Source organism: Alicyclobacillus fastidiosus, from assembly GCF_026651875.1.
GTDB lineage: Bacteria > Bacillota > Bacilli > Alicyclobacillales > Alicyclobacillaceae > Alicyclobacillus > Alicyclobacillus fastidiosus.
The window spans coordinates 2,841,535-2,854,180 of record NZ_CP104067.1 but is presented as its reverse complement, the minus strand read 5'-3'; the positions used below and the strand labels follow the sequence as shown (position 1 = coordinate 2,854,180).

At 45.6% G+C, this 12,646-nt stretch carries 12 protein-coding genes; 2 read left to right on the top strand and 10 right to left on the bottom strand.

Going from position 1 to position 12,646, the window contains the following annotated elements; all coding sequences use genetic code 11:
* Positions 1-30: 30 nt before the first annotated feature.
* Together NZD89_RS14250 and NZD89_RS14245 are read right to left on the bottom strand one after the other, a co-directional pair.
* Complete coding sequence (locus NZD89_RS14250; protein ID WP_268008336.1) at positions 31-549, bottom strand: phosphotransferase; 519 nt, start codon at positions 547-549, stop codon at positions 31-33.
* Between the two features lie 857 nt (positions 550-1,406).
* A complete protein-coding gene (locus NZD89_RS14245) occupies positions 1,407-2,609 on the bottom strand; it encodes an IS110 family RNA-guided transposase (RefSeq protein WP_268008335.1) in 1,203 nt (400 codons plus the stop codon).
* Positions 2,610-2,968: 359 nt separating this feature from the next.
* Between NZD89_RS14245 and NZD89_RS14240 the strand changes: the two genes are divergently transcribed.
* Entirely contained in the window at positions 2,969-3,574 is a 606-nt protein-coding gene (locus tag NZD89_RS14240; protein WP_268008334.1) for a LysE family translocator, read from the top strand.
* 160 nt (positions 3,575-3,734) lie between these two features.
* Here NZD89_RS14240 and NZD89_RS14235 read toward each other — a convergent pair whose 3' ends face one another.
* Both NZD89_RS14235 and NZD89_RS14230 read right to left on the bottom strand, forming a co-directional pair.
* Entirely contained in the window at positions 3,735-4,538 is an 804-nt protein-coding gene (locus NZD89_RS14235) for a nucleotidyltransferase domain-containing protein (protein ID WP_268008333.1), read from the bottom strand.
* 406 nt (positions 4,539-4,944) lie between these two features.
* Positions 4,945-6,072: an IS110 family RNA-guided transposase gene (locus tag NZD89_RS14230; RefSeq protein ID WP_268004619.1), complete on the bottom strand. Its 1,128-nt coding sequence runs from the start codon at positions 6,070-6,072 to the stop codon at positions 4,945-4,947.
* A gap of 947 nt (positions 6,073-7,019) precedes the next feature.
* Here NZD89_RS14230 and NZD89_RS14225 point away from each other — a divergent pair.
* Positions 7,020-7,871 carry a transposase gene (locus NZD89_RS14225; RefSeq protein ID WP_268008332.1) on the top strand — a complete coding sequence of 284 codons (852 nt, stop codon included), beginning with the start codon at positions 7,020-7,022 and terminating at the stop codon, positions 7,869-7,871.
* A 428-nt stretch (positions 7,872-8,299) separates the two neighbouring features.
* On the opposite strand, the gene NZD89_RS14220 is transcribed toward NZD89_RS14225, so the two are convergent.
* From NZD89_RS14220 to NZD89_RS29610, 6 genes are all read right to left on the bottom strand, one after another.
* Positions 8,300-8,809: a hypothetical protein gene (locus NZD89_RS14220; RefSeq protein ID WP_268008331.1), complete on the bottom strand. Its 510-nt coding sequence runs from the start codon at positions 8,807-8,809 to the stop codon at positions 8,300-8,302.
* 55 nt (positions 8,810-8,864) lie between these two features.
* Positions 8,865-9,518, bottom strand: a complete 654-nt coding sequence (locus NZD89_RS14215; RefSeq protein ID WP_268008330.1) for a YiiX/YebB-like N1pC/P60 family cysteine hydrolase — start codon at positions 9,516-9,518, stop codon at positions 8,865-8,867.
* Positions 9,519-9,720: 202 nt separating this feature from the next.
* Entirely contained in the window at positions 9,721-10,089 is a 369-nt protein-coding gene (locus NZD89_RS29615; RefSeq protein WP_369125269.1) for a nucleoside deaminase, read from the bottom strand.
* Positions 10,090-10,508: 419 nt separating this feature from the next.
* A protein-coding gene (locus NZD89_RS14210; protein ID WP_268004537.1) for an IS3 family transposase occupies positions 10,509-11,673 on the bottom strand; the annotation gives its coding sequence in 2 pieces (ribosomal slippage) (positions 10,509-11,418 and positions 11,417-11,673; 1,167 coding nt in all).
* A gap of 118 nt (positions 11,674-11,791) precedes the next feature.
* Positions 11,792-12,190: a GNAT family N-acetyltransferase gene (locus NZD89_RS14205; protein ID WP_268008329.1), complete on the bottom strand. Its 399-nt coding sequence runs from the start codon at positions 12,188-12,190 to the stop codon at positions 11,792-11,794.
* A 61-nt stretch (positions 12,191-12,251) separates the two neighbouring features.
* A complete protein-coding gene (locus NZD89_RS29610) occupies positions 12,252-12,584 on the bottom strand; it encodes a GNAT family N-acetyltransferase (protein ID WP_369125268.1) in 333 nt (110 codons plus the stop codon).
* Positions 12,585-12,646: the final 62 nt, after the last annotated feature.

Sequence of the window (12,646 nt, the reverse complement as noted above, 5' to 3'; positions counted from 1 at the left end):
ATGTGCCATCTTGGTTGGTCAACATCAGAATCAGACTTTGAGAATCGCATTTTGCAAATTGCTTGTGACAGTGTTTATGAAGACTTCTTGATGCAATTCATAAAACAATCGAAAAAATACGGCGTTTTTGATAGGAGATAACTCGCAATTACTTTTGGAATCGTTATGCCCAATCATTTGGGGTAACGAATGAATTTCTTTCAATCCTGTTGCCAGTTGTTTCATAAGATTAGACATGTCAGCCTTTAAGGATAAATCGAATGATGGTACACCTCTAATCTCGGATATGAGCATAAACTGGTTCTCGTTATCCGAATCAAAGTAAATCAGTACTGGCACAGGCAACTTTCCCTGAAGCCATTCTAACCGCTCCTTTTCAGGGAGTAGGTCGCCGTGGTTAATAGACTGTACTTTCAAATACAATCCCCGTTTAGAAGGGTTGGTTAAGTGAAAAACCGTACAATTTGAATGACCAATGCTGTTCTCCTGTACTCTATATCCATCAATTAAGTCACCCAATTGCTTGGGAACTCGGCTAATCAAGTTCATTCATCTTCCCCCTGAGATTTTCACTACTAAATTGCACATAACTGCCCCAAAATTCAGTAAGCACATGATAGGTGCCGTTACATCTTCATGCAGTGCGGATACACTGACATTGCTGAAAGATTGCCTAATTTCGCGAGAAGAGAAAATAAAAAAAGCTAATCAAAAATCCGATGATAAAACCACCAACCACGGCAACAACAGACCATTCAAGTATATGCCATAATATGTAAGTCACTAATAGATTGCCCCAGTTACTCCAAAAGACTGGAGCCTTATGATTGGAGATACGTAGATATGGTTGTGCTGAACTCCCAATAGCCAATTGGACGATATTGGTTAGGTAATAAACAATGACAGAGATACACCACGTTAGGTACTTGCTACGGCCGGTAACAACCTAGACCGAGAGACTCTGGCTTCGTAAAGAATAATCGGTACACTCGGAACAAGCCAAATAATAAAAGTTGAGATTGCGGCTAACTGATCCAATAAAATGGAGTTAGTAGACCAACGTGGAATGAAAATCGGTAAATAAAAGTCAAAGACTCCAAATAGAACTCCAACCACGATATAGATGAACCATCGTCGTCTTTTCATACATCAACCTCACCCAGTATGTGTTTGGTGTAAAAAGGATTTCTGTCGCATTACTGCCCGAGAGCGACACAAGGGTTGCTGCTTCGGACCGTATAGTCATGCAATCCATCGGTCGAGTAGTTCTTCAGTTAATCCAGCTAATAGCTTGTCAAGATTACCGATTAAAAAATTTGTGTACATGTGTTAGATTAAAATGAGCAGGGCAAAGAACCTTCCTTATCTTGATGGAAGGTTTTACTTTAATATCTTTAATTTGGATGTTAATTCAGATCTACAAAAAGCTCTTTGCGTTTTAGCAACACATAGATCCAGTGAATCAGTTTGTTGACGCAGGCGATCACGGCTTGCTTGTAAGGTTTACCTTCTGCACGTTTCTTGTCGTAGAACGTTTTAAGCCTTTTATTGCGGGTTTTCCGTAAGCCGCATTCGACTGCACAATACAAGCTGTGTCGTAACCGGCTTGAACCTCGCTTTGTAATACGATTGATGGTTGCAGTGAACTTACCAGACGAGTGTACGCTTGGATCTATGCCTGCAAAAGCGACGAGCTTCTTTGGGTGATTAAACCGGTCTATCTCTCCGATTTCTGAAATAATCGTGGCAGCGATTTTTTCACCGACTCCGGGGATAGATTGGATAATCTTATATTCTTCAATCTCTTCGGCAAGGGCATCTATCGTTTTTTCAAGGTGGGATAGATGCTCTTGGTACTGAAGAATCATTTGGATGTACATCTTCAGACTAAGCAGATACCCCTCTAATAAAACATTTCGGAACGGGTTACGCGTAGCGGCAGCAATGATTTCGCGTGCCTTTTCTCTCGACCAACGTTCCGACCGACTCTTACATAACTCTGAAACTCTTTTGGTCAGCTTTGCTTCCGTTACATTCAGCACTGAGTCAGCGGTCGGGAACTCCAGTAACGTCCGTAATGAGACTTTGGAATATAAGTCCCCAAACACTCCTTTGTATTCGGGAAACACTTGGTCTAAAACAGCCTGGAATTGTAGTTTGGTCTGAACGGATAGTCGGGTTATCGCAGCGTGCTGCCGGGTTAGGCTACGTAGGTTTAACAGTTGCAATCCCCTCTTCTTGAAGGGCTCAAAATCCTCTTTGTAGAAGAGCTCGCATAAGCTGTAAGCGTCTACCGCGTCGGTCTTTACCTTACGCAGACTGGATTTCTTGGCTGAGTACGCGATCAATGGATTTACCATGATATACACATAATTCTGGTCATCTAGGAATCGAATGATCGGTGCATGATAGTGCCCAGTCGCTTCAAGGATAATTGTTGGTTGCAGACCTGACTTTGCTTCGACTTCCCGTAAAACCTGATGGAAGTCTTCAAGACCGTCATGAGTGTGAACGACAGTGAACTGTTTACCGTGAGGCGTCCCTTTATCTAAGAATGCTTGAGCGATGCTTTCTCCTTTAGCCACATCCAGACCAATGACTGGATTCAAGTGAACATCTCCTTTGATGTGTAATACCGGTAACCCCTATCCATCTTGCAGTTCATAGCTTCGCTTGTGATACGAGATCGATGTCTCAACCAGCCTCAAACATGCTTCTACAAGTAGGGGGTGAACGGATTAGCTCACGGGTTCATCGACCCACGCCCCCGGACGTTCTACCCGGCTACCGCAATGAAAACCTCTACACAAAGAGAGGTCAACCAGAAATGATGACTGGCTGACCTCATAATACGAATGCACCCGTTTGTTTTTTTAATAACTGTGGGTCTTAGGGATGACTTTCAATTGCATGGGTGTACAACTGTTCAATAGAATAGCGGTACTACTCCTAAAAGGCGGGCTACAACATGATTTTTATCAAAGGACTCATTCTCGGTTTTTCAGTCGCCGCACCAGTTGGTCCTATAGGGCTGCTCTGTATACAGCGAACGCTGAATAAAGGTAGGCTCGCTGGTCTCCTCTCCGGTCTTGGTGCTGCTACTGCCGATACGCTGTACAGTTGTATTGCTGCATTTGGATTTACCGTAATTTCGCAGTTGCTTATTCGTGAGCAACGATGGTTACACCTAGTCGGTGGATTTTTTCTCCTTTATCTCGGAATCAAAACGTTCCGTGCTTCGCCATCGAATCAAGCCGCACAACTAAATGGAAACGGCTTGTTTTCCATGTACCTGTCGACCTTGTTCCTGACGATTACAAATCCAATGACAATCCTCACCTTTGTTGGCATGTTTGCAGGACTGGGGTTTGTAGGAGGCGGAACGAGTTCCGTCTGGTCATCCTTTATGCTCGTGCTCAGTGTGTTTGTTGGCTCAGCCTTCTGGTGGTTCTTGTTAAGCGGTGGAGTCAGCTTATTCAAACATTGGTTTGACACCGGTCGCTTACGTTGGGTCAATATTATTGCAGGTATGCTAATGGCGGGGCTGGGAGTGTTTTCACTTGTGAGTATGTAAATGGCAAAAACTTCGTCACATTCATCTTCCCTAGCCGCACCTTTACGTTTTTCTTCTTGCACATTCCTGCCCCATAGCGACACAACATCATGAAAAGCGAAACCGAATATTCATGCATTTGTTGCCGCATTGAGCTTCTTCAGTTAATGCACCCGTTTGTTCAAGAAGGAATACTGGCTTCACGTGTAAAGTTCTCACAAGCCCACTTACCCTCCCTCCTAAAGAGCTCTAATACGGGTTCTCGGTCTGACGGTGACTCCTCGACCCACTTCTGCAGGGTACGAACAGCTGGTTCTTTATCGGGGAAGTAATGGATAAACACTTCGGACTGCTCATGAAGTCGTGTGGACCAAACCTGAGATCGTGCCATCACCATTGCATAGTACGTTCGAATGAGTTTACGAGCAAAGCCTTGAGAAATTATTTTAAACTCCCCGTTAGAAGCTACTTCTAACCGACTTATTGTCCGAGTAAAAACTTCACAAATATCTCCATTAAAGCTTATGGCGATCTCCGACGTGAGTTTGTACGGACCGAATCGATCTCGAAGATTCTTTCCGTGCACACAAACGCAGAGTTCCGTAAGAAAAGCCTGTTCGTAGTAATTATCTGGATCAACCGCATAGTCGTAATGTGCAACAGCTATGCCAACATCACGAACCAGAGAGCCATACTTTTGAGACAATTCTTTAGCAAGATGTTTTAATTCAGCCGCCCCATCAGGACTCAGCGTAGCATTGAACAAAGCGAGGAGGTCCAAGTCTGACTTAAGAGCTATAGCTTCACCTCGGGCTACGCTGCCGTACACATAGACACTGTGTAATTCATTTGAAAACAACCGTATTAGATTCTCCACAGACTCTCGTATGCAAGGCAAATAGACACTATCGATCTTGTCTAAACCAACGTCACTTACAATAAATCCATTACTGTCCAGACCATATCCAGCTTGCAGATTCCCCATGCCAATCTCCATCCTCTTCATTCATCGATACTCTGTCTCTAAACTGCCCAGTAGTGCAGTAACACATGGTCCTCAGTCACTGTATGTTCATGCGGTTTGAAGCAACAGTGCTTATGGGATTTATGCCCCCGTTGATATGAACGACACCGTCAAGCCCCGTGTCGTGATGGGGTTGAAAGCCCGGACCGAAGGCAAGGTTCGTCGACGGTTGGCACACTGATATCCGTGGGTTGGTTACCACATTTCGTACCTCCGTCATGGGGCTGCCTCGGACTAGCTTCGTGCGTCAGGTTCTGGACCTTGCACAATCGGGGGACGAGGTTTCCCCGTACCGGATTCCTGTGCCTTCAGTCCCGACCTTCAACCCTAATTACAATTATTCTTTACTACAGTTCTTTTCCAAAACTTATACTGCAGTCGATGTCTCCATCTGTCGCTCTGCCTCACATGCGATGGCCCATATAAATCCCAACAATTCTCTTGCTACTGAAGTGACGGCTACATTGTGATGCTTACCTCTAGATACCATCTTCATATACTTTCGATGGAGCCTGTCCTGTGCTCGCCAAGCAATGTCCTGGATCTTGGGACTCTGACCTTCTTGCCGCTTACGAATCTTTCCTTTAATGGCGGGTTTATATCGGTAACACCAGGCAGCCTCACCAAGAACCCGTCTGAGATGTGCATTCCCAGACTTCGTGATTCTACCTTGCTTTCGAGATACACCACTCGAATACTCGGATGGTACCAGTCCGGCATATGCCATTAACTGCTTTGGATTCCGGAAACGACGAAACTCCCCAACCTCAGCGACCAAAGAGGTTGCGATGACCTCTGCAACACCCTTCAGTGTTTGCAAAGCCTGAATCACTGGAGCTCTCTCGCTTTCCGTTGCCTCCAAGTGTATAGCTGCCTCAAGACGTTTGAGACGTCCCTCAATCTCGTCTAAGTGATGCAAATACTCCTGGTACACCACTTGTTCTCGGCGATCCGCCCATTTGAGACCGTCCAACCACCGACGATGCATAGCTCCCCAAGCACTAAGTTTAGTTTCAGGACGCCGATTGTGTCTCAGTAGGAACTTGGATAGCCGATGCCTTGCCCGTGTACGGTCTTCCACCGCATCTTCCCGTGCCCGCACTAAATCCCGTAATGACTCGTTTTCCTCATTCGGGACAAAGACTGCAACCAATTCACCAGCACGGAACAACTGTGCCAATCTCAACGCATCTCGCTTGTCTGTCTTCACTCGGTCTCCTTGGCGAACTGGAATGAGGGATGGTGCGACAACGGTACACGGCATGTCCATTGCGCGCAGTAGTCGATACAGTCCATAGCCTGTCGGACCTGCTTCGTAACAAAACTCCAGTTCGACGCCATCTGAAGCCAATCTATGTACCAGGCTCCTTACAGCTTCCACCGTATGAGGGAACATTCCGATATATCTCGGTTCACCACGGCCCTCGTCTGCTACCGCAACTGCGATGCCTTCCTTAGACACATCCAAACCTACAAACTTTGTGATAGTCTTCATAGTATCGGCTCCCTTCGTATGTGGCTCTGCACTGGTCTCCTAACTTCAGTGTAAACCACGATGTGCGAAACGGAGCCGGTGTCGTTCATTATGACTAATTCAATAGCCTCTCGGCATTGGATTTGACTGATTCCCTAGGGGTTCTGTCCTTGAGGGGATGTTCGTTTGCCCCCATCTTCATTTACCCCACTTGACAATTCAAAATTGGAAATTCATCGCCGCCAGGAGAAGAAACTGTGGTATTTACACCAAATTTTACTTGACTTTTCAGAATGACCCCAACAATCCCCGAGAAGGGCTAACCGCTCTATCTCATCTGAATTGGGGTTACGTTAATGTTACCAGTGGTCAGGTCTCATGAGCAGTACCAATCGTTCGTTCAGCAACAACTGCATATTCACTATGCAAATGGGTCGCTTCTGTTTCCAAAGACTGGTCACTTGTTAAGAAGTTCTGGATCACCGACCTCTCTAGCACGTTTAACTTACTCCAAGAAAATTTCTCGTGTCGTGGTCCAAAGTCCATTGACCCTGCCGACTTACTGCGTTCGTATCTGCTCATGCTTCAGGTTGGAGAACCATCTGTCACAGAGTGGGTCAATCAATTACGGCGCTGCCCATTGTATGCTATCCTTAGCGGCTTTCAGTACGGGCAAACGCCAGGCGTTGGTACGTTCTACGGCTTCTTCCGACGGTTGTGGTCTTGTAATTCTGCAAATCTTTCACCCAAACACAGACTCAACCGTAAGAAAATCAAAGGTGGCAAAAAGGGTGAAAAGGCACCCACCAAAGCGTACAGCAAGATCGCAAAACTAATAACTCAACTACAGAAGCGTTCCAGCAACAAGGTCCAACCTTTCGACGTTCTACTTAGATTATTTCAACGTCAATTTCTTGCCGTCTCTGCGAAATCCAGCTTATTAGGTAATTTCTATTGCTAGCGATGGAATGCCACTTCAGACAGCTACCCAAGTTCGCAGTCGGCGACTTTGCAACTGTCGCGAACTCGGCGTTGTACCATGCAGGTGCTATCGTATCTACTCCCAACCCGACTGTGACATGGGGTGGGACAGTTATCGAAACAAATACTTCTTCGGTTATCACCTTTATACATTTGTTGCTGCCGATAGCCCCTACGACCTACCGCTCTATCCCAGGTTGCAGCGAGCTTCCCGCCATGATGCGACATCGTGGGTGGTTAGTGCCCGCGAGTTTGTTGAACGCTTTCGTGATTACACCTGGGACAAGGCAATTTTAGACGCTGCACACGACGCGCTGCCAATTTACGAGTACCTTCATTCGCGAAGTATTAAGCCGTTCATTGATTTAAACTTGCGCAGTACAGGAAGTAAAGGAGTTCAGAAGGATGACATCACATTTTCCCCCAATGGGATCCCCTTCTGCAAGAAGGGATTGGAGATGAAAGACCGTGGATATGACAGTACACGGGGTCGACGCAAATACTATTGTCCGCTCGTCGTAAAAGGCGTGGTGACTTGTGATACGCCTTGTTCCGATTCACCTTACGGAAGATGCGTTCACACATACACCAAACACAATCCTCGCTTGTTCCCACCCGTTGCCCGCAACAGCAACGAGTGGGTCAATGTCTACAAACGCAGAACCACCTGCGAGCGTAGCAACAAGCGAGTAAAAGGGGATTACCACCTCGAAGCTGCCAAGCATCGCAGTACCATGATGTGGACAGTCCGCATCTACGGTATCGCCATGTGTCAACACATGGACGCTTGGTACCAAGAGAGCAATCTAGACCTGAGATCGATGCTCTTGTCAGCCTGAGAATACCCCAATCATACCATCTCCAGCGATGACTTTTTGAAAATCGAATCGTCATCGCTCTGTTTGCTATACCCTTTTTCATGGAACATCGTCCCAACAACCATGAAACCGTCGATTTCCAGCGCATTTCTGGAATTCCACCTGTTTTATCTCACTTTTCAAGACCCCAATGCTGAGAGGCTATTGCAATAAGAAAGCCCAATATCATCTGTCGCATAGGCTCCCGTTAAGCTCATAACATTTTTCGTCGTTCATTCGGTTAAATAAACAATGACATCACCTATGTAATCACTTATGGGCTGTGAAGTGCCCACTCTGACGAATAAGTTCCAAAAGTGCGATCTTGTCTGTAGAAACCACTGTAGTACCTCCTCTACTAGTGTGATTTGGTCGTCACTTTTAGTAGATTGCACTCAATGGTTCTTTCGTCAAGATCCAGCCTTTGAATTTACACCAATACCTGAGACTCTAACTTCGTATAAGGACAATCCTCCAATGGATTTATGATTGCGCCCTAGGTTTTGCCACATCCGAACTATAAATCCCAGAAGCATGATGAGCGCAGGAAGGAGAAAAGGCGAGGTACAATCTTCAAGGTACATGCCTGAAAAATTACCCATATGAAATGGAGGAAGAAGTTCGAATAGTGGCTCAAATGGCGTTTCCCATAGGGCTAGAATTCCATCTGTCCAACCATCAATGTGTAAGTGATGAGTAATTGGCGCGGTAAAGACAAGTACAATGGCCGGGAACTGGCCATAGAAAGATTTCCGGACAAGCGTTCCGATTGAGAGATCCTTCCTCAATTCATTCGTTGACCAAAGCACGAACGTAATAATCCAGAATGATGAAACTACACGTTGCAGCAATGTCATCCCAGTACACAGAGATACCGTCAGTATTGTAAAAAAATAGAAATCAATAAAAACTAATCGCATATCGCCCCTCCCGTGGATACCTGTTACGCATGCCTTACTTAAAGCGACTTAAAACTCACTTGCCAAGTGATGATGTTTTGACCTCTTGTAGCTTAGGACTGACGGAGAGATCGTCCGGAATAATCCATCGACTCTGCGCGCATAGTTGCACTCCTTGCGCATCAAAGGCAGACCAGACCAATTTACTACAATACATACTATTGTGGTCGTGGAGCCCACCAAAAATGCTGTAACCACGGTCAACTTGGGCAAGAGCATAATGGGCTGCACGTAACCGAAGCGGATATGAGCACAGCACTCGTTTGACACGTACCTCATCGTACCCATGAAAGGATTCAACCGGAATCACCTGGGTGCCTTCTCGAAAGTTGGCAGATTCTACAACTTTCCCATTTCCTACGTACAGTGCGCAGTGGGTGTAATACCCGTACCCACCTCCCGCATCGTGACAAAAGATGATGTCACCTGGAACGAGATCATCGAACACTGCCTGATTCGGATGACCTTGGTAGGAACCATTAAAGCGTCCATGAATAGCGCCTTCGAGCACCGTGCTCATAATGGTTAATGTGTGTTGATCGTGAGCCCATGTTACCGGAACCACCCCAACGAGCAAAGGTGTAGCCAACAATCCAGAATATAATCCAAGCCTCAGGAGCTTACGCGATTGTTTATACCTTCTCCAGCGACCGTTTCGTGAGTACCTCATAAGCAAGCCTCGACTAAAAGTTAATAAATCGACATTCTCTGCAAATCATGCCCTTTCTTAAGTGCGCTTATGTAAAAATTGACTTTACCGTATCAAAACGCCGGCCCATTAACACTTTGAATTGTGAGTGGCTACCATTAAACGGAATATATGCCCGCTGTTTTCGACGTCTCTGCACAACATAAACTGTCCTAAGTATCCGTTATACCTTGCTTAAGATTTTCGGTGCTTGTTGTATATTAATATTTCTATTCAATATAAAAGTATTGGTTGATTTGCTAAGGCCCGTTCCCCCTGCGACCGGATCGCTTGCCGCGTAACGAATGCTACGGACACCTGACATTACGATAGCTCCAAAACATAGAACACAGGGTTCAGTCGTCGTGTGTAGCACATGACTTGAAACTGTATCCGAGTCAGTTTGCCTTACCTGCAACAGCACATTAATTTCAGCATGTGCCAGACGATTGGAACAGGTTTGATACTCAGGTGCATAGATCTCATTAACCCGATTTCTTCCGCGATAAACGATTGCTTTATTCTCATTAACAAGTACAGCTCCAGTCGGAATTGACCATTACGAAAAGATTCCCATGCTTCCTCAAAACAGACCTTCCATGCTTGGGACAATAATTCCCACATGGGGCCCCCTCTCTCGGAATCTAATTGCCTACAATCTCTTGTTGTATATGCAATAAATTTAAACAGATATAGAATAAATTACATATTTATATGCAAATAGATAGCTAGTTTCTTTTTGCACATAGCTGCCCGAGAACGCCATAAAGGGTTCCCTAGAACCGCTGTATTTTCATACAGAGGATCGTCAGCGCGCATCTTCGATAAAAGCCCTCCGTTACCGACAGATGAGCTGTTAAGTAGTTCTCATCTCCATCGTTAAAAATTCAATTGGTATTAAGTCAATAGAATGGACACCCCAAAACAGAGAAATTATAAGTTTTAATATTCTGATATGATGCCTGTTATCGTTCAGCTTGCTGCAGCTCTTATAGCGTGGAAATATCTTCTTTCGATTTCAACCGGTGTTAGAAAACCGATTGATGAGTGAACTCGTTCCCGGTTATACCAGACCTCGATGTATTCGAAGATCCGCCGGATTGCCTGTTCCCTCGTTTTGAACTTTTCCAGATATACGAGCTCTCGCTTGATAATGCTGTGAAACGACTCGATGCACGCATTATCAAAACAGTTACCTTTGCGACTCATGCTACCGACCATCTTGTATTCTCGCAGCTTGTCCTGATAGTCATGAGAGGCATATTGGCTCCCACGATCCGAATGATGCAGCACGGTTTCTGTTGGGTCTTGGCGTTCGTATGCCTGCTCCAGTGCCCTGATGCACAGCTCTTTCGTCATCCGTGCTCCCGCACGCCAGCCCACAATCTTACGGCTATAAAGGTCCATTAGGCTAGCCAGGTAGACCCATCCTTCGTCCGTTGGGATGTAGGTGATGTCTGCCATGTACACCTGGTTGGGTCGCTCTGCTACAAACGTTTGATTCAGTACATTCTCCTGTACCGGATAATCGTGGTTCGAATACGTGGTCGCCTTGTACTTGCGAACGGTACGGCTCCTCAGTTGATTCTCTCGCATGATTTTGGCCACGGTCTTCTGCGCCACACGCTCGCCTTCCTGGCGCAGGATCTGCGTGATTTTAGGACTGCCATAAAGACGACGGGATTTCACGAATATCTGATGAATCCGCTTCGTTATTCGCTTCCGACGTTTGGCTCGCTTACTCTCAGGTCGTTCACGCCAGGCATAATACCCGCTCCGAGATACACCCAACACTTTGCACATCTTCTCAACCGAAAATTTGGAGCGGTGTCTGTGGATGAATTTATACCTTACTTCCGGTCGTTGGTGAAGATGCACATAGCTTTTTTAGGATTGCATTCTCCTCTCGAAGATCACGTAGCTCTCGCTCTAAGTCACGAATTGTCTGAGCTTCTGACCTGAGGTTCCCACTCCCAACAAACGGGGCGGACGGATCCTCCTTATATTTCGACATCCAGCCATACAACGTCTTTTGTGATACGCCTAGCTCCCGAGCTACTTGGCTCGTCGTTTTCCCACTCTCCAAAGCCAATTGCACTGCATGAAGTTTGAATTCCTTGTCGTACTTCTGTGTCATGTGGCTCACCTCGAATCGCCTTATTCTTACATTCCCGATTCGTTGTGTCCACTATTACAACCTAGCACCACAATATCACCCCCTTGGAAAAACCATAACAGGTTCGAATCCAAGCTTCTTAATACACTGTAATCACCCGATCATTGAATTCCGCAACAGTTAATCGGAATAACTTAGCTTGAAATTCAGATTGAGCAAACTCCAAAATTGTATTTACAAAAGTGCGACCTCTTCCGTGTCCAGTTAAGTCTGGTCTCATTCCCAACCCAAAATCAATCGTCCCGTTTTCTGGGTAGGCACCATACTGTGTACCAATCGGAACTTTGGCAGAATCTCCGAAACAGCAATATCCAATGAGATCGCGTTCATCGAGAATCTTAAAATAGGTTCCATTAAGCAACTCACTAATCCCTTCATTACTGTTATCCATGTTATAAAGGTCATACGGTGTGTCGTATGTCCAACGGGATATTTCTAATGCCCCGTCTCTATCCATTGGTTGTACAGTGAAATTCATATAGCAACCTCCATGCAGCTTCAAAAATGTCTGGATCAGCAGCTACACATAACGAAAATTTTCATTTATACATCTGGACAAACCACATCTTGAATCCATGTTTCTCGTAGAATCCAACGATTTTATCCCATTGCTTACTCGCTGAATAAACTACGGAACGTGTAATACCATGGGATCTTGCCTCGGCCAATAAGTGATCGACAAGCTTATGGCCGATACCATCGGTACGATAATCTGGGTGAACGTAGACTTCATCGATCTCCAGAAACTTTTTGCCTTGTGGTACTGCTGTTCCTTCACTTACATGCGTTGTTGCGAATATGTATCCGACGATTTGACCGTCTTTATCGGCGACGAAAAAATAACCGTCGAGCTTCGGTAATAGGTCGCTGATTGCGTTGGGTGCCAGACCGTAGGTAATGTTCTCGGAGGACCAAAGTTCAGACAGACGTACGA

What these genes read in the sequence shown, in the direction of transcription:
- NZD89_RS14250 (WP_268008336.1), bottom strand. Translation starts at nt 549, where the DNA reads ATGAACTTGATTAGCCGAGTTCCCAAGCAATTGGGTGACTTAATTGAT.
- NZD89_RS14240 (WP_268008334.1), top strand. Translation starts at nt 2,969, where the DNA reads ATGATTTTTATCAAAGGACTCATTCTCGGTTTTTCAGTCGCCGCACCA.
- NZD89_RS14235 (WP_268008333.1), bottom strand. Translation starts at nt 4,538, where the DNA reads ATGGGGAATCTGCAAGCTGGATATGGTCTGGACAGTAATGGATTTATT.
- NZD89_RS14230 (WP_268004619.1), bottom strand. Translation starts at nt 6,072, where the DNA reads ATGAAGACTATCACAAAGTTTGTAGGTTTGGATGTGTCTAAGGAAGGC.
- NZD89_RS14225 (WP_268008332.1), top strand. Translation starts at nt 7,020, where the DNA reads ATGCCACTTCAGACAGCTACCCAAGTTCGCAGTCGGCGACTTTGCAAC.
- NZD89_RS14220 (WP_268008331.1), bottom strand. Translation starts at nt 8,809, where the DNA reads ATGCGATTAGTTTTTATTGATTTCTATTTTTTTACAATACTGACGGTA.
- NZD89_RS14215 (WP_268008330.1), bottom strand. Translation starts at nt 9,518, where the DNA reads ATGAGGTACTCACGAAACGGTCGCTGGAGAAGGTATAAACAATCGCGT.
- NZD89_RS14205 (WP_268008329.1), bottom strand. Translation starts at nt 12,190, where the DNA reads ATGAATTTCACTGTACAACCAATGGATAGAGACGGGGCATTAGAAATA.